At 56.7% G+C, this 15,422-nt stretch carries 18 protein-coding genes; 11 read left to right on the top strand and 7 right to left on the bottom strand.

The window, feature by feature from the left end:
* Positions 1-35 precede the first annotated feature (35 nt).
* On the top strand, positions 36-863 hold the full coding sequence (locus tag ACLPGZ_RS10475; RefSeq protein WP_115633768.1) for an AraC family transcriptional regulator: 828 nt from the start codon (positions 36-38) through the stop codon (positions 861-863).
* Here ACLPGZ_RS10475 and ACLPGZ_RS10470 read toward each other — a convergent pair.
* Together ACLPGZ_RS10470 and crcB are read right to left on the bottom strand one after the other, a co-directional pair.
* Entirely contained in the window at positions 812-1,564 is a 753-nt protein-coding gene (locus ACLPGZ_RS10470; RefSeq protein WP_247966758.1) for a glutamine amidotransferase, read from the bottom strand. The two genes, ACLPGZ_RS10475 and ACLPGZ_RS10470, sit on opposite strands and share 52 nt — an antisense overlap.
* Positions 1,561-1,947 (bottom strand): fluoride efflux transporter CrcB, encoded by a 387-nt coding sequence (gene crcB / locus ACLPGZ_RS10465; RefSeq protein ID WP_009462127.1) that lies wholly within the window; start codon positions 1,945-1,947, stop codon positions 1,561-1,563. The genes ACLPGZ_RS10470 and crcB overlap by 4 nt, the downstream gene beginning before the upstream one ends.
* Positions 1,948-2,146: 199 nt before the next feature.
* Between crcB and ACLPGZ_RS10460 the strand changes: the two genes are divergently transcribed.
* The 3 genes from ACLPGZ_RS10460 to ACLPGZ_RS10450 all read left to right on the top strand — a co-directional run bounded on the left by ACLPGZ_RS10460 (position 2,147) and on the right by ACLPGZ_RS10450 (position 4,926).
* On the top strand, positions 2,147-3,799 hold the full coding sequence (locus ACLPGZ_RS10460; protein WP_268379901.1) for an acyl-CoA synthetase: 1,653 nt from the start codon (positions 2,147-2,149) through the stop codon (positions 3,797-3,799).
* Positions 3,800-3,873: 74 nt separating this feature from the next.
* The gene (locus ACLPGZ_RS10455; RefSeq protein WP_009462123.1) at positions 3,874-4,359 is read left to right on the top strand and encodes a YajQ family cyclic di-GMP-binding protein; all 486 of its coding nucleotides are present in this window, start codon (positions 3,874-3,876) and stop codon (positions 4,357-4,359) included.
* Between the two features lie 48 nt (positions 4,360-4,407).
* A complete protein-coding gene (locus ACLPGZ_RS10450) occupies positions 4,408-4,926 on the top strand; it encodes a GNAT family N-acetyltransferase (protein ID WP_429641202.1) in 519 nt (172 codons plus the stop codon).
* Between the two features lie 91 nt (positions 4,927-5,017).
* Here ACLPGZ_RS10450 and ACLPGZ_RS10445 read toward each other — a convergent pair whose 3' ends face one another.
* Positions 5,018-5,779: an ABC transporter permease gene (locus tag ACLPGZ_RS10445; RefSeq protein WP_429641200.1), complete on the bottom strand. Its 762-nt coding sequence runs from the start codon at positions 5,777-5,779 to the stop codon at positions 5,018-5,020.
* Positions 5,776-6,720 carry an ABC transporter ATP-binding protein gene (locus ACLPGZ_RS10440; RefSeq protein ID WP_009462116.1) on the bottom strand — a complete coding sequence of 315 codons (945 nt, stop codon included), beginning with the start codon at positions 6,718-6,720 and terminating at the stop codon, positions 5,776-5,778. Before ACLPGZ_RS10440 ends, ACLPGZ_RS10445 begins: the two co-directional genes overlap by 4 nt.
* 61 nt (positions 6,721-6,781) lie before the next feature.
* On the opposite strand from ACLPGZ_RS10440, the gene tadA reads away from it, so the two are divergent.
* The 6 genes from tadA (at position 6,782) to ACLPGZ_RS10410 (ending at position 11,626) form a co-directional block, all read left to right on the top strand.
* Entirely contained in the window at positions 6,782-7,330 is a 549-nt protein-coding gene (tadA, locus tag ACLPGZ_RS10435) for a tRNA adenosine(34) deaminase TadA (RefSeq protein WP_051359103.1), read from the top strand.
* Between the two features lie 39 nt (positions 7,331-7,369).
* On the top strand, positions 7,370-8,332 hold the full coding sequence (locus ACLPGZ_RS10430; protein ID WP_060185160.1) for an LD-carboxypeptidase: 963 nt from the start codon (positions 7,370-7,372) through the stop codon (positions 8,330-8,332).
* Between the two features lie 63 nt (positions 8,333-8,395).
* The gene (locus ACLPGZ_RS10425; RefSeq protein ID WP_203145785.1) at positions 8,396-9,994 is read left to right on the top strand and encodes an ABC-F family ATPase; all 1,599 of its coding nucleotides are present in this window, start codon (positions 8,396-8,398) and stop codon (positions 9,992-9,994) included.
* A gap of 8 nt (positions 9,995-10,002) precedes the next feature.
* A complete protein-coding gene (locus ACLPGZ_RS10420) occupies positions 10,003-10,599 on the top strand; it encodes an IMPACT family protein (RefSeq protein WP_203145786.1) in 597 nt (198 codons plus the stop codon).
* Between the two features lie 208 nt (positions 10,600-10,807).
* Positions 10,808-11,338 (top strand): peroxiredoxin family protein, encoded by a 531-nt coding sequence (locus tag ACLPGZ_RS10415; RefSeq protein WP_239054313.1) that lies wholly within the window; start codon positions 10,808-10,810, stop codon positions 11,336-11,338.
* A gap of 24 nt (positions 11,339-11,362) precedes the next feature.
* A complete protein-coding gene (locus ACLPGZ_RS10410; RefSeq protein ID WP_009462104.1) occupies positions 11,363-11,626 on the top strand; it encodes a DUF2024 family protein in 264 nt (87 codons plus the stop codon).
* A 63-nt stretch (positions 11,627-11,689) separates the two neighbouring features.
* Here ACLPGZ_RS10410 and trxA read toward each other — a convergent pair whose 3' ends face one another.
* Both trxA and ACLPGZ_RS10400 read right to left on the bottom strand, forming a co-directional pair.
* Complete coding sequence (trxA, locus tag ACLPGZ_RS10405) at positions 11,690-12,070, bottom strand: thioredoxin (protein ID WP_009462103.1); 381 nt, start codon at positions 12,068-12,070, stop codon at positions 11,690-11,692.
* A gap of 120 nt (positions 12,071-12,190) precedes the next feature.
* Entirely contained in the window at positions 12,191-13,483 is a 1,293-nt protein-coding gene (locus tag ACLPGZ_RS10400) for an NCS2 family permease (RefSeq protein ID WP_021446536.1), read from the bottom strand.
* A gap of 188 nt (positions 13,484-13,671) precedes the next feature.
* Here ACLPGZ_RS10400 and tsaD point away from each other — a divergent pair, with 188 nt between their 5' ends.
* Entirely contained in the window at positions 13,672-14,730 is a 1,059-nt protein-coding gene (gene tsaD, locus ACLPGZ_RS10395; RefSeq protein ID WP_009462097.1) for a tRNA (adenosine(37)-N6)-threonylcarbamoyltransferase complex transferase subunit TsaD, read from the top strand.
* A 3-nt stretch (positions 14,731-14,733) separates the two neighbouring features.
* Here the strand turns inward: tsaD and plsY are convergent, their stop codons facing one another.
* A complete protein-coding gene (gene plsY, locus ACLPGZ_RS10390; RefSeq protein WP_026483344.1) occupies positions 14,734-15,375 on the bottom strand; it encodes a glycerol-3-phosphate 1-O-acyltransferase PlsY in 642 nt (213 codons plus the stop codon).
* Positions 15,376-15,422 lie beyond the last annotated feature (47 nt).

Raw genomic sequence — 15,422 nt, 5'->3', positions numbered from 1 at the left:
CGTAGACCTTTTTGGGGGTTTATCGCTAAACGGATATGGATTATCGACAAACGGACATTCTGATGCCTGCGGAGCGAATTCCGGAGAGTTTGCAGCAGTTGCGCTATCTACCCAGGCCTTTATATGGTCAGGAGCGTACCTTGCCCAATCAGGCCATTGCCCGCCCACATCGGCATCCCTGGGTGCAGTTTTCCTATGCGCTGACGGGGGTGATCGAAGTGCGTACTGCCAGCGGGCGCTTCATGGCGCCGCCTCAGCAGGCGGTGTGGGTGCCTGCGGGTGTGGAACATGGGGTGCGTAGCTCGCCTGATGCGCAGATTCGTAGTCTTTATATTGATGTCAGCGCCTTGCCAGAGGCCCCTACGGTGTGTCGAGTGGTTGTGGTAGACCGCTTGCTGCGTGAACTGATACGCGAGTTCAGCCTTTTGCCTGTGCTGTACGAGCGCGAGGGGGCGCAGGGGCGTCTGGTGCAAGTCCTGCTGGATCGTTTGCTGGCGGCGCCTGAAAGTGGCCTGATTCTGCCTTGGCCTTCGGACCCGCGTCTTTTGCAGGTCTGCGAGCAATTGCAGGCCCAACCTTCAGGCGATTGGAGTTTGCAGGACTTGGCAGAGCAACAGGGTTTGTCAGAAAAAACCCTGAGCCGTCTGTTTCGTCAGCAGACCGGGCTGACGTTCCGGGTCTGGCGTCAGCGACTGCGCGTCATGAGTGCCTTGCCTTTGCTGGAGCGGCACGAGCGTGTCACTGATGTCGCGTTAGCTTGTGGCTATGAAAGCATGTCGGCCTTTGTGGCAGCTTTTCGGGATTTGATGGGTCAAACGCCCGGCGAGTTTTTCCGTCGGCCATTAGGGCCGCTGGACGAGTAAGCCTGTACAAAATTGCACAGCAGACGATGGGCGTCGGGCGTGTCCTGAATAGGGTCTGCCAGTGTTTGGGGATCTATGCCTTGGGCTCGCCAGGATTCGGCCTTGCGCAGCACGCAGTAACGTAGCAGGCCGGCAAAAAATTCAGGGTGAAACTGAATCGACCACTGCGCGGGGCCATAACGCAGTATTTGATGCGGATCATGCGCAGAGCTGCCCAGTATTTCCACATGCTCGGGCAAGCTCAATACGCTTTGTTGGTGCGTCAGCAGGGCAGGAAATTGCATGGGCAGATTGGCCAGCAGTTCATGCTCGTGGGCCTGCTCGGACAAGTGAATGGGCAGGTAGCCGACCTCGGCCCCTTTGGGGTGGTAATCCACGCACCCGCCCAAGGCGTGGGCCATTAACTGATGGCCATAGCAAATACCCAGCAAAGGCATGTGTGTCTGATAGCGTTCCCGAATCCAGGCGGCCAGGTTTTCGCTCCAGTCCAGCTTGTCGGTGACCATGCTCCAGGAACCGCTGATCACCACCGGGTCGGGGCAGTCCGGCGCAGGCAGGGCATCATCCTGATGGACTCGCCAGGTGTGGACATTGACATCCAGGGGCTGCAAAGCGCGTTTGAACCAGGCATTCTGGTTGCCAAAACGTTGCTCGACATCAGGAGGAGGGGAGCCGGCCTGAAGAAAATGGACGTCTATCATGCTTGCCCCCGAAACAGGCTCCACGTGGCCATGCCCAGACCCAGCATGAGCAGGGAACCGGCAACGTGGATGGCAATGCCGCCCATGGCCCACAGATAACGCTGCTGCATCATCAAGGTCATGATCTCGGCGGAAAAGGTGGAAAAAGTGGTCAGGCCACCCAGAAAGCCCGTCATGACGAACATGCGCCAGCCTTCGTGACCCAGGCCCAAGCCGCTGAAATAGGCCATTGCGATACCCATCAAATAGCCGCCAATCAAGTTAGCCAGCAAAGTACCGGGGGGCAGGGTGGGGAACAGGGCATTCAAAGCCTGACTCAAGAACCAACGCGCCAATGCGCCCAGGGCACCACCGGCGGCAATATACAGCATGGCTACGGGCATGAAGGGCCTTCAGGTAGGGGGCAAACTGTCAGCGAGCAGTCAGCCGGTCGCGATATATACCTAGGATAGCGTGTCATTATGCGCCTCTATGACTGAAAAGGCGACCTTGCCCAAAGGCGCGTAGCCAGCTAATGTAAGAGCGCAATTATCAGACGGACCGCCGTGAATTTCGGTTAGCCCGCCCTTTTTTGGAGACTTTGTGGTGAGTATTTACGATCAGGATTTGCCCCAGACAGACGCCAATTATCGTGTTTTGTCGCCGCTGGATTTCATCGAGCGCAGTGCTTTTGTCTACCCTGACTATCCGGCTCTGGTTTACGGGCCCGCCCAAAACGGCATCAAGATGAGCTGGTCTCAGCTGTATGCCCGTACTCGTCAGCTGGGCAGTGCGCTGTCCAAGGCTGGGGTTGGCAAAGGCGATACCGTGGCCGTGATGTTGCCCAATACTCCGCCCATGGTTCAGGCACACTTTGGTGTGCCCATGTGTGGTGCCGTACTGAATACCTTGAATACCCGTCTGGATGCCAGCACTATCGCTTATATGCTGGATCACGGCGAAGCGCGTGCGGTGCTGGTGGACAGCGAATTTGCCGCCGTCATGAAAGAAGCCTTGAGCCTGCGCGAAAGCAAAGAGCCCATTCTGGTCATCGACGTCGTGGACAATTATTTTGACACTGGCGCAGAACGTATCGGCTCGCAAACCTACGAAGAGTTCGTGGACGAAGGCGACCCGGATTACGACTGGCAATTGCCCGCTAACGAGTGGGATGCGATTGCCCTGAACTACACCAGCGGTACCACCGGCAAGCCCAAAGGCGTGGTCTACCACCACCGTGGCGCGTATCTGGGGGCCTTGTCCAATGTCTTGGAATGGGACATGCCCAAGCACGCGGTCTATCTGTGGACCCTGCCCATGTTCCATTGCAATGGTTGGACTTTCCCCTGGGTGATTGCAGCCCGTGCTGGTGTGAACGTCTGTTTGCGCAAGGTGGAAGCCCAGGCTATGGTCGACAATATGGTCGATTACGGCGTCACCCACTATTGTGGTGCGCCGATTGTGCACTCCCTGCTGGTCAACTCCGACGAAGCGCTGAAGTCCCGCCTGCCCAAGGGCGTGTCGGCCATGGTGGCAGGCGCTGCACCTCCGGCCACCATGATTGAAGGGATGGAGCGCATGGGCTTTGCGCTGACCCACGTTTACGGCCTGACCGAAACTTATGGCCCCGCCTCGGTCTGTGCGCAGCATGCACCCTGGAGTGAACTGGATATCCAGGAACGTGCTCAGCGCAATGCCCGTCAAGGTGTGCGTTATCACCTGCAAGGGGGCGTACAGGTTTTGAATCCGCAAACCATGGAGCCCGTTCCTGCCGATGGCGAGACTATGGGCGAGATCATGTTCCGCGGCAATATCACCATGAAGGGGTATTTGAAGAACGCGCAGGCCACCCAGGAATCCCTGGGCGGTGGCTGGTTCCATACCGGCGACCTGGCCGTGTGCGAGCCGGACGGCTACGTACGTATCAAGGACCGCAGCAAGGACATCATCATTTCCGGGGGCGAGAATATTTCTTCCATCGAGATTGAAGATGTCATGTACCGTCATCCAGCCGTGCAGGCGGCGGCCGTTGTAGCCCAGCCGGACGAGCGTTGGGGTGAAGCACCGCACGTTTATGTGGAGCTGCGCCCCGGTGCGGAAGTGACGGTGGAAGAACTGCGCGCGCATTGCCGTCAGTACTTGGCTGGCTTTAAAATACCGCGACATTTCAGTTTTATGGAGTTGCCCAAAACGGCAACAGGTAAAATACAGAAATTCGCGCTGCGTCAGCAGGCCAAGCAAGCCGCTTCGGACTAAGACCAGCGTTTTCTAAAAAGCATACAGGTCGCTTCACGCGGCCTGTCTGCACTTAAGGAACAGGACGGTTAGGAATGCCATCTTTTGACGTTGTATCCGAGGTCAACACCCACGAACTGCGTAATGCAGTGGAACAAGCCAGCCGCGAACTGGCTACCCGTTTTGACTTCAAAGGTACGGATGCCAAATTTGAACTCGAAGACGAGAACACCATTTTGCAATCGGCTCCCAGCGTGTTTCAGCTCGAGCAAATGATGCAGATTCTGCGTGGCCGTATTGCTGCCCGCGGTATTGATGTGCGCTGCCTGGAGACCGAGAAGGTTCTGGAAAACGTGGCCGGCGCGCGTCAGAAAGTGAAAGTGCGTCAGGGTCTGGACCAGCCTACATCCAAGAAACTGATCGCCGCCATCAAGAACGCCAAGCTGAAAGTGGAGACGCAGATTCAAGGTGAAAAACTGCGTGTAACCGGCAAGAAACGGGACGACTTGCAGGCTGCCATCGCTCTGTTGAAACAGACCGATGTGGAATTGCCTTTGCAGTACGATAATTTCCGCGACTAAACCGAGTGAAACGGCACGGTGGTGACGTGATGCCGCCGTGTATCAGCTATGAATGTACGAATTGAATTAATGCGTGTGCACGATCTGAGCCAGGTGCTGGAAGTCCAGGCGGATGTGTACGACGCGGATATTCTGGAAGACCGCAGCTTCTATCAGAACCGTCTGGATCTGGCTCCGGATAGCTGCTGGGTGGCACGTGATACCGACAATCAACTGCAGGGTTATTTGGTGTCCTACCCTTGGGCGGGCCTTTTGCCGCCGTCCCTGGGCGACGCGTTGAATAGCCTGCCTTCGCCCGCAGACCAATGGTTTATTCACGACTGCGCCGTGATGCGTCGCGCGCAAGGCCGTGGGGTGGCCGGAGCTTTGTTGCAAACCGGTCGCCGCTATGCCTGGCAGCGTGGCTTGCGTCGTTGCAGTCTGGTGTCTTTGGGACCGGCCGTGGGCTATTGGCAGCGTCTGGGCTACAAGCCGATTGAAGGGGTGCCTGCACCCGTGCTGGAAGCAAAGCTGCGTCAGTATGGAGAGCAAGCCAGTTTTATGGATTGCGCTGTGCATCCCGATTGAACTGTTCTGAGGAGACGTTCAGTATCTAGCGGCTGCGTGCCCTGTTCGAGTTCTCAAAAAAAGGCCGGGAAATATTCCCGGCCTTTTTTATTTACGGGCGCAATCGATAGCCCGTTTTGAAAATCCAGCCCGCCACGGCAAGAAACACACTTAAAAACAGCAGTGTCATGCCCAGGCTCAGCCACACATTCACATCGGCCAGATCAAAGAAACTCCAGCGAAAGCCGCTGATCAGGTACAGCACCGGGTTCAGCAAGGTCAGTTTCTGCCAGAACTCGGGCAGTATGTCGATGGAATAGAAGGTGCCGCCCAAAAAGGTCAGTGGCGTCAGAATCAGCATGGGCACGAATTGCAGCTTTTCAAAGTTGTCGGCCCAGATACCGATAATGAAACCCAATAGACTGAAGGTCAGGGCGGTTAAGGCCAGAAAGCACAGCATCCAGATAGGGTGGGCAATTTCGTAAGGCACAAATAGCCGCGCCGTGATCAGGATGATAGCCGCCAGAAACAGTGACTTGGTGGCTGCTGCGCCCACAAAGGCCAAGGTCACCTCGAAGTGTGAAATGGGGGCAGACAGAATCTCGTAGATATTGCGCGTAAAGCGCGGAAAGTAAATTCCGAAGGCGGCGTTGGAGACGCTATGGGTCAACACCGACAACATGGTCAGCCCAGGCACGATAAACGCGCCATAGGGCACGCCGCCGATTTCATTGATGCGATGGCCAATGGCAGCGCCAAACACCACAAAATACAAGGCGGTGGAAATCACGGGGGCTACGATGCTTTGCAGCAGGGTGCGTCGGGTGCGTGACATTTCGTAGCGATAAATGGCCAGGATGGCGTACCAGTTCATGACTGTGCCCCTACAAACTCAACGTAAATATCTTCCAGACTGCGCTCGCGGGTATGGATGTCGGTAATGGTCAGCCCCGCTTGCCCAACTGCCGCCAGCAAATTGCTCAGGTCATGACCTTGTTCGCGGTTGGTCAAGGGGTAAAGCAGGCTCATGCCGTCGGCAGTGCTTTGCAGTCCCAGCGTTTCCAGCGCAGCGGGCAGGGCGCTGATCGGCTCGGCCAGATTCAGGCTCAGGGTTTTACCGCCCAGGCGGCGCATCAGATTGTCTTTGGTTTCCACCAGTTGCAGTGAACCTTTATTGATGAAGCCGATGCGGTCGGCCATCTCCTGGGCTTCTTCGATGTAGTGGGTGGTCAGAATAATGGTGACCCCCTGGCTGCGCAGCCGTTTCACCAAGGCCCACATGCCTTGGCGCAAGGCCACGTCCACACCGGCGGTGGGTTCATCCAGAAACAGGATTTCCGGTTCATGGGAAAGCGCCTTGGCGATCAGGACGCGGCGTTTCATGCCGCCCGAGAGCGTAATCAAGGGACTGTCTTTCTTGTCCCATAGCGACAAGTCCTTCAGAATCTGCTCGATCAGGGCCGGATTGGGGGCTTTGCCAAACAGGCCACGGCTGAAGCTGACGGTATTCCAGACTGTCTCGAAGGAATCGGCGCTTAGCTCTTGCGGCACCAGGCCAATTTTCTGGCGGGCGCGCTTGTAGTCGGCGACATTGTCTGCGCCATCCACCAGAACGGTGCCGCTGCTGCGATTGACCAGCCCGCAGATAATACTGATCAAGGTGGTTTTGCCTGCGCCGTTGGAGCCGAGCAGGGCAAAAATCTCGCCCCGCCAAATATCCAGGTCCAAAGCGTGCAGGGCTTGATGCCCGTTTGCGTATTGTTTGCTCAGGCCTCGAACACGCAAAATAGCGTGAGAATCAGGAGTGTTCTGCATAGACAGTAAAATGACCCTTTTGCTGTGCCGACAGGGTTTGAATAACGCAATGGATTTGACGATGCCAACTAGCTTACCACCGCCAACAGAGAGTGACGTTTTGAGTGATGCTCAGGCTATGGCTTTAGCCTTGGAGCAGGCTCAACTGGCGGCCAGCATCGGCGAGGTGCCCGTAGGTGCCGTACTATTGGATGCGGACGGCAGGCTGCTGTCTGTGGGCTCCAATCGCACGGTTTGTGATCACGATCCCACCCAGCATGCCGAGATCGTGGCCTTGCGCGCCGCGACGCGTAAAGTTGGCAATTACCGTTTGCCCGGAGCCAGCCTGTTTGTGACTCTTGAGCCTTGCATGATGTGCTTGGGGGCCTTGTTGCATGCGCGTCTGTCGCGGGTGGTGTGGGCCGCAGCCGATCCGAAGACCGGAGTGTGTGGCAGTGTGGAGTCCTTGCATTTGCATCCTACTCTGAATCACCACACCCGTGTCTCGGGTGGTTTGATGTCCGAAGAGGCGGCCCAGGCCTTGCGGGATTTTTTCCGCGAACGACGCGAACAAAAGAAGTTGCAAAAGCAGGCTCAAACAGTCCAATCGCCGCTGGATGGCGCCCAGTAGTCTCGCTAAAATGTCAGCACTTTATTTTCAAGGTTAATCATGAGCAGCCCCGAGCACGACCATCATCACCATCACCACGAACATGGCCAGTGCCATTGTGGGCAGCAGGACAGTTCGGGCATTTACCTGTTTTCGCCCTCTGGCCAGATCCTTGAACCCAAACGCCTGGAGCTGGCAAGCCAGCGCCTGAACCAACTGGGCTTTGCCGTGGACATAGACGCGGATGCCCTGGCGGTGGATGAACGCTTTGCCGGCACGGACGCTCAGCGTCTGGCTGCGGTACAGCGTTCCTTGCAACAGCCTCAGCCCATTGTGATGGCGACACGCGGTGGCTACGGTTTAAGCCGCATTCTGGGCCAGATCGACTGGCGCGCGGTAGCCGACAGTGGCAAGCGTTTTGTCGGCATGTCGGATTTCACGGCCTTCAATCTGGCCTTGCTGGCGCAAACTGGCGCCATCAGCTACACCGGCCCCACCGCCATTGCGGACTTTGGTGGCGATGAAACCGATGAATTGACGACCGAACTGTTTGGCGAATTGATGCGTGGCGAGCTGGAGCTGTTCAGCTTTGAGTCCGAGGGTTCGGATGCCGTCGATGGTCACGGTGTTCTGTGGGGCGGCAATCTGGCCCTGGTTTGCTCCTTGCTGGGCACGCCGTACTTCCCCAATATCAACGGCGGTATCCTGTTCCTGGAAGACGTGGGTGAAGCACCGTACCGAGTCGAACGCATGTTGACGCAGCTCTGGCATGCCGGCGTGCTCAATCGTCAGATGGCGGTGGTATTGGGCCGTTTTACGGCTTACAAGACAGGCGCTTCGGATAACGGCTTTGATATGGATTCGGTGGTGCGCTGGTTGCGTGAAACCGTCAAAGTCCCGGTCGTAACGGGCCTGCCTTATGGCCATGTGGACGTCAAGGTCAGCCTGCCTATTGGCAAGGAAGTGGGCCTGGCTACCGAGGACGGCATGGCTTATCTGGTTCTGGATGAGCACGAACACTAACGGATTTCGCGCCTGCTTGATACACTACTGGGTTGAACTCAACCTTTTTCAAAGTACGTTTACGTGATCTCCACCGCTAATTTAACGATCCAGTTTGGTGCCAAGCCTTTATTTGAAAACGTCAGTGTCAAACTGGGCGGAGGCAACCGCTATGGCCTGATTGGTGCCAACGGGTCGGGCAAGTCTACCTTCATGAAAATCATTGGCGGCGACCTGGAGCCAAGCGGGGGTAATGTATCGCTGGATCCGGGCGTGCGCCTGGGCAAGCTGCGTCAGGACCAGTTTGCCTACGAAGACAAACGTGTGCTGGACGTGGTGCTGATGGGCCACACAGAGATGTGGAGCACCATGCAAGAGCGTGATGCCATCTACGACAATCCAGAGGCCACCGAAGAAGACTATATGAAGGCCGCCGAACTGGAGGCCCGTTTTGCCGAGTACGACGGTTATACCGCCGAGAGCCGTGCCGGTGAATTGCTGATGGGTCTGGAAATTCCGGTCGAACAGCATCAGTTGCCCATGAGCGAAATTGCTCCCGGCTGGAAACTGCGTGTGCTGCTGGCACAGGCCCTGTTCTCCAACCCCGATGTTCTGCTGCTGGACGAGCCGACCAACAACCTGGATATCAACACGATTCGCTGGCTGGAAGATGTGCTCAACAGCTACCAGAGCACCATGATCATCATCAGTCATGATCGTCACTTCCTGAATCAGGTCTGCACTCACATGGCTGACCTGGATTACGGCGAGCTGCGTGTCTACCCCGGCAACTACGACGATTACATGCTGGCGTCGGTGCAGTCGCGCGAACGTGTGCTGGCGGCCAACTCCAAGGCCAAAGAGCGTATTGGCGAGCTGCAGGACTTTGTGCGCCGTTTTGCCGCCAACAAGTCCAAGTCCCGCCAGGCTACCTCGCGACTGAAACAGATTGGTCGCTTGAAGGCAGAGACCATCGAAGTGAAGCCTTCTTCGCGTCAAAACCCGTTTATTCGTTTTGAACAGAAAAAAGTTCTGCACCGCCTGGCCGTGACGGTCGAGGGCTTGAGCAAGTCCTACGATCATCCCATCATCAAGAACTTCTCGGCCATGATTGAAGCGGGCGAGAAAATTGCGATTGTGGGTGCGAACGGTGTGGGTAAGACGACTTTGCTGCGTTTGCTGGCCGGTGATCTGACTCCTGACAGCGGCTCGGTGGTCTGGTCCGAGAACGCTGATATCGGCTATATGGCTCAGGACGTCTCGGACGAGTTCGATACCGAAGACAATGTGTTTGACTGGATTAGCCAGTTCCGTCAGGCCGGCGACGACGATCAGTCTTTGCGCTCGGTGCTGGGCCGCATGTTGTTCTCGGCCGATGACATCATCAAGCCCGTGAAAGTGCTGTCGGGTGGCGAGAAAAACCGCATGACTTTCTCGCGTCTGATGCTGGGTCGTCACAACGTCATGCTCCTGGACGAACCGACCAACCACCTGGATATGGAATCGATCGAGTCCTTGCAGATGGCCATGGAAAAGTTTGAAGGCACTCTGATCTTCGTGTCCCATGACCGCGAGTTCGTCTCCGGCGTGGCAACCCGCATTATCGAAGTGATGCCAGAAGGGCGTCTGGTGGATTACCGCGGTGGCTACGAAGATTACCTGGCCAGCCGCGAGCAGGACTGAGGCTAGGGGTGGCGGTCTTTACCCTGCGTGAGCCCACCAGCTTCGAGCAGGACATCAAAAAAAGCCGCTTTCTGGCACTGGCTGCGCCTGTAGACAGTGCCAGCCAGGCTTTGGCTTTTTTCCAGGCCAAGGGTGTGCCCGATGCCACGCATAATTGCTGGGCCTACAAGATCGGGTCGGAATACCGCTTTAACGATGATGGCGAACCCGGCGGCACGGCCGGGCGTCCCATTTTGCAAGCCATAGAAGGCCAGGATTGCGACCGTGTCGCGGTACTGGTGATACGCTGGTTTGGGGGCGTCAAGCTGGGTACGGGCGGTCTGGTGCGTGCCTATGGCGGCGTGGCCGCTCAATGTTTGCGTCTTGCTGACAAGCAGGAGCTGATTCCCATGGCGGCTTTGCGCTGCCGTTGCTCCTTCGCCGATCTGGCTTTGGTTCAATCCCGTTTCGACAGCTTTGGCGTTCAGGTTCAGGACGAGCAATTCGATGCTGAAGGTGTGCAGTGGCTGTTGAATCTGCCGCTCGAGCATAAAGCGGATTTTCAACAGTCCTTTATCAATATGACGCGTGGCCAGGGGGAATGTGAACCCCTGGAGCAAGCCTAAGTCACCCTCGGTTCTGCCCAAGGTCTGCAATGGACCTCTGGTCGCCATCTTCCTTGATGGAGTTTTCTGGACGAAAAGGTATCTTTTCCAGACGATTATCCCTCTGCACCGTCCAGGCAGTGGCCATACTAAATACCTCTGATTCCTTCTAAGTCTGTATCCAGCCTGCGGGTATGATCGGGTTTAGTCAGCATTGTGGGTGTAAGCCATGTCCTACGAGATCCATGCCAGCCAGTGGCTCAATACGACCGCTCCATTAAGCTTGGCGTCCTTGCGTGGCCGCGTGGTGGTGGTCACGGCCTTTCAGATGCTTTGCCCTGGTTGTGTCATCAACAGCCTGCCGCAAGCCAAGAAGCTGGATACGCTGTTCTCGCGCGATGATCTGCGCATCATAGGCCTGCATAGCGTGTTCGAGCATCACGACGTGATGGACCCTGCGGCTTTGCAGGCGTTTGCCCACGAGTACCGCTTGAATTTCCCCATTGCCATTGATCAGGCCTCAGACAGCGGCCCCTTGCCGCGCACCATGAAGGAGTGGGGCCTGGGCGGGACACCATCTACCATTATTTTTGACCGTGATGGCAATCTGGCCTTGAAGGAATTGGGCCATCTGGACGATCTGCGTCTGGGTGCGTTTGTCGGCCAGCTGATTGCTCGCCGCCCGGCGCAAGCAGACAAGAAAGAGGGGGTGGCGGACAAGCAGGATTCTTCCTCTTGCGGGCCGACCTGTACCTACTAGGTTTTTTGCTGAAAAGGGTTTGTCATGAAGATTGCGGTGTTTGATACCTACGTTGTGCGTCCTGACGGGCGTCGTATGCACTTTGATATCTTGGTCAGTGACGATGCCAAGGATATGGACAAGGTCTTGAGTTATGGTCAGCGTTATCTGGCGGCCAAAGGGGTGAATGTTGAAAACTTCACCTCGCGCGAGTGCCGCTTCTGCCATACGGAAATGGCTTCTGCGCCGGTCGAAAATGAAATCAAACGCAGTGGCTTCGCGATTATCGAGCTGGAAAACTGCGACTAAATCGCATTTCTGCAAAAAAAACGCCAGACAAACCGTCTGGCGTTTTTTCTGAGGCCGGGCAAATCAGGCCTGGTCAGGCTGCTGGTTTTGCTGGGCAGCAATTTCAGCGTGAACTTTTTCCATGTCCACAGCCTGGACTTGTTCGATCAGATCGTCCAGCTGGGCAGCGGAAAGGGCACCGGCTTGCGAGAACAGCAAGACGTTTTCACGGAAGACCATCAGGGTAGGAATGGAGCGAATACGCAGGCCAGCGGCCAGTTCCTGCTCTTCTTCCGTGTTCACCTTGCCAAAGGTCACGCCGGGGTGCTTGGCCGCTGCTGCGTCAAAGACAGGGGCGAATTGGCGACATGGACCGCACCAAGGAGCCCAGAAGTCGATGATCAGGGGTTTGCCGTCTTCTACTGCAGCCTGGAATGTTTCTTCGTTCAGTTCGACGATGCTCATGGGGGAGCCTCCGCAATAAAAAAGCGGCTGATGGTGTTCAGCCGCTTCGTTAAACATGCAATCAGTGTACTCGTTTTCCAGGCAGCCCTAAAGCGCCAAACGAGTTTGCTAAAGGGTTTTTCATTCCGTAGCGATTGCGTACTTGATCACAAACAAGATGGCGACAATCAGTGTGGCCAGGTGGATACTGCGCCAGCGGCCGGTTGTCAGCTTCAGGATCACGTAGCTGATAAAACCAAAGGCCAGACCGTTGGCAATCGAGTAGGTGAAGGGCATGGTGAAGGCAGCCAAGGCAGCAGGCACGGCCTCGGTCATGTCGTCCCATTTCACTTCAGTGATTTCGCGCATCATCAAGCACGCCACATACAGCAAGGCGGGGGCGGTGGCGTAACCGGGAACGGTCGCGGCCAGTGGCGAGAAAAACAGGGCTAGCAGGAACAGGACACCAATGGTCAGCGCGGTCAGACCGGTACGGCCACCGGCTTGCACACCCGAGGCGCTTTCCACGTAGGCGGTGGTGCTGCTGGTACCCAGCATGGAACCGGCCACAATGGCGGTACTGTCAGCCAGCAGGGCGCGGCCCAGGCGATTGGGCTTGCCTTCTTCAATCAGGCGGGCACGCTTGGCAACCCCGATCATGGTGCCGGTGGCATCAAACACTTCAACCAGCACCAGCACCAGAATCACGTGCACAAAGCCGGTGTGCAGGGCACCCATGATGTCCAGCTGCATGAAGGTGGGCATCAGCGAGGGTGGAGTGGAGACCACACCACCAAATTCGCTGTGACCGGTCAGCATGGACAGAATGGTCACGGCCAGAATGCCAATCAGGATTGCACCGCGCACCTTCAGTGCGTCCAGGGCGGCAATAATAAAGAAGCCCAGAATTGCGTACAGGGCTGCGGGCTGGGTCAGGTCACCCAGACCAATCTTGGTGGCAGGGTGGGCCACCACAATACCCGAGTTCATCAGGGCGATCAGGCCCAGGAACATGCCGATACCGGCGGCAATGGCGCTTTGCAGGGATTTGGGAATGCCCCGAATCAGCCAGGACCGGATGCCAGTCACCGTCAGGATCAGGAAGATCACGCCGGAAATAAAGACCGCGCCCAGTGCCTGTTGCCAGGTATAGCCCAGGGTGGCGACCACGGTGAAGGCAAAAAAGGCGTTCAGGCCCATGCCCGGTGCCATGCCGATAGGCCAGTTGGCCACAAAGGCCATGATGAACGTGCCCAGAGCAGCAGCCAGGCAGGTGGCTACAAAAATGGCATTGCGATCCATCCCTGTGGACGACAGGATGTCTGGATTCACAAAAATAATGTAGGACATGGTCAGGAAGGTAGTGATACCTGCCAGGACCTCGGTACGGACGTTGGTGCCATGCTCAGTGAGTTTGAAGAGACGTTCAAACATGGGCAGCCTCCTTGTGATTATTAGGCGATCGGAGCGTGAAATTATCGATGCGGGATTTTAACCACGAGTGTGCCACTGCGTCGCCCCCCTTTGTCGCGATGTATCGGCACAACCCAGACACTATCCGCTGATTGTCTTGAGGGGATAAATTCCTATTTTCCCCAATACAGCAGGCTAAAATAAGCGCCATGAATATTCTTGGATTTGAAAGTTCCTGCGATGAAACTGGCGTGGCGCTGGTCAGCACGGAACAGGGCCTGCTGGCCCATGCCTTGCACAGCCAGATCGCCATGCACCGTGAATATGGTGGGGTGGTGCCTGAACTGGCCTCTCGCGATCATATCCGTCGCGTCCTGCCTTTGACACGGCAGGTGTTGGCTTCTTGCCATATGCAGCTCGATCAGGTCGATGCCATTGCCTATACCGCCGGCCCCGGTCTGGCCGGTGCCTTGCTGGTGGGAGCCAGTGTGGCGCAGTCGATTGCCTGGTCGCTGAAAAAACCGACCATTGCCATCCATCACCTGGAAGGTCATTTGCTCTCGCCCTTATTGGCCGAGCCGCGTCCCGACTTTCCCTTTGTGGCCTTGCTGGTCTCGGGTGGCCACACTCAGCTGATGCGTGTAGATGGTGTGGGTCAGTATGAATTGCTGGGTGAAACGCTGGACGATGCAGCAGGCGAAGCCTTTGATAAAAGCGCCAAGCTGATGGGCCTGGGTTATCCCGGCGGCCCGGCCTTGTCGCGTCTGGCTGAACAGGGTGACCCCAGCGTCTACGAGCTGCCGCGTCCCATGATGCACAGCAAGGATCTGGATTTCAGCTTTAGTGGTTTGAAAACTGCCGTGCTGACGCGCTTGCGCAAGCTGGAAGCGGAAGAGGGCGGGATTACCGAACAGCAACGCGCTGATCTGGCTGCTGCAACCGAGGCCGCCATTGTGGACGTGCTGGCCGCCAAGGCGATCAAGGCCTTGAAGCAAACGGGCTTGAAACGTCTGGTGGTTGCCGGTGGTGTGGGCGCCAACCGCCACTTGCGGGCTTATTTACAGAAAGCCGTGGCGCGTTTGAAGGGCGAGGTGTTCTTTCCGCCGCTGGAATTCTGTACCGATAACGGTGCCATGATTGCTTTTGCGGCGGCCATGCGGGTCAAGCATGGTTTGGTGACTTTGGATGATAGCCAGCATGGCTTTGCCATCCGGCCTCGCTGGGATCTGGCTTGTGTGAACCAGCCTGTCTCCCAGCAAGAGCGTTAGTGCTTATTTTTTCTTGGAACCGATCTTGCTTTCTTTGCCCGTCATCAGACGACGAATGTTTTCCTGGTGACGCCAGAGCAAGAAGGCACTGATCAGGACCAGGGCCGTGGCAATAGAGGCATTCATGGGCCAGACCACCTTGGCACCGAGCAGGTAAAACAAGGGGGCAAACACGGCACTGATGATGGCTGCCAGCGAGGAGTAACGGCTGACATAAGCGATAATCAGCCAGGTGGCCGCGGTAGCCAGAGCCAGCCAGGGCAGCAGGGCCAGGATGACACCCAGCGCGGTTGCCACGCCTTTACCGCCTTTAAAGCCCAGAAAGACCGGGTACAAGTGACCCAAAAAGGCAAAAAAGGCGCTGACACCCAGTAAAGTCGGTGCCCAGCCCCAGTTGCTGATGGCCTGTTGGGTCAGAAAGACAGCCAGCCAGCCTTTGAAGGCATCGCCCAACAAGGTCAGGACAGCTGCTTTTTTATTGCCGCTACGTAGTACATTAGTGGCTCCCGGATTTTTCGAACCAAAGGTGCGAGGGTCTTGCAAGCCCATGATCTTGCTGACGATTACGGCAAACGGCAAGGATCCCAGTAAATAGGACAAGAGGGCGACAAGCGGGGCGGCCACAGCAAAAGAAACGGCGTTCATGAGGATTGAGCTCCACAATTATTGTTGCGCGGATTCTACCGGCCTTG

Origin of the sequence: Alcaligenes sp. Me129 (assembly GCF_050487245.1) — a bacterium.
GTDB classification, from domain to species: Bacteria; Pseudomonadota; Gammaproteobacteria; order Burkholderiales; family Burkholderiaceae_B; genus Alcaligenes; species Alcaligenes phenolicus.
This window is presented reverse-complemented; position numbering and strand designations above follow the sequence as displayed.

Coding starts and splice junctions, on each gene's coding strand:
- ACLPGZ_RS10475 (WP_115633768.1), top strand. CDS start 36: ATGGATTATCGACAAACGGACATTCTGATGCCTGCGGAGCGAATTCCG.
- ACLPGZ_RS10470 (WP_247966758.1), bottom strand. CDS start 1,564: ATGATAGACGTCCATTTTCTTCAGGCCGGCTCCCCTCCTCCTGATGTC.
- crcB (WP_009462127.1), bottom strand. CDS start 1,947: ATGCCCGTAGCCATGCTGTATATTGCCGCCGGTGGTGCCCTGGGCGCA.
- ACLPGZ_RS10455 (WP_009462123.1), top strand. CDS start 3,874: ATGCCATCTTTTGACGTTGTATCCGAGGTCAACACCCACGAACTGCGT.
- ACLPGZ_RS10450 (WP_429641202.1), top strand. CDS start 4,408: ATGAATGTACGAATTGAATTAATGCGTGTGCACGATCTGAGCCAGGTG.
- ACLPGZ_RS10445 (WP_429641200.1), bottom strand. CDS start 5,779: ATGAACTGGTACGCCATCCTGGCCATTTATCGCTACGAAATGTCACGC.
- ACLPGZ_RS10440 (WP_009462116.1), bottom strand. CDS start 6,720: ATGCAGAACACTCCTGATTCTCACGCTATTTTGCGTGTTCGAGGCCTG.
- tadA (WP_051359103.1), top strand. CDS start 6,782: ATGCCAACTAGCTTACCACCGCCAACAGAGAGTGACGTTTTGAGTGAT.
- ACLPGZ_RS10430 (WP_060185160.1), top strand. CDS start 7,370: ATGAGCAGCCCCGAGCACGACCATCATCACCATCACCACGAACATGGC.
- ACLPGZ_RS10415 (WP_239054313.1), top strand. CDS start 10,808: ATGTCCTACGAGATCCATGCCAGCCAGTGGCTCAATACGACCGCTCCA.
- ACLPGZ_RS10410 (WP_009462104.1), top strand. CDS start 11,363: ATGAAGATTGCGGTGTTTGATACCTACGTTGTGCGTCCTGACGGGCGT.
- trxA (WP_009462103.1), bottom strand. CDS start 12,070: ATGAGCATCGTCGAACTGAACGAAGAAACATTCCAGGCTGCAGTAGAA.
- ACLPGZ_RS10400 (WP_021446536.1), bottom strand. CDS start 13,483: ATGTTTGAACGTCTCTTCAAACTCACTGAGCATGGCACCAACGTCCGT.
- tsaD (WP_009462097.1), top strand. CDS start 13,672: ATGAATATTCTTGGATTTGAAAGTTCCTGCGATGAAACTGGCGTGGCG.
- plsY (WP_026483344.1), bottom strand. CDS start 15,375: ATGAACGCCGTTTCTTTTGCTGTGGCCGCCCCGCTTGTCGCCCTCTTG.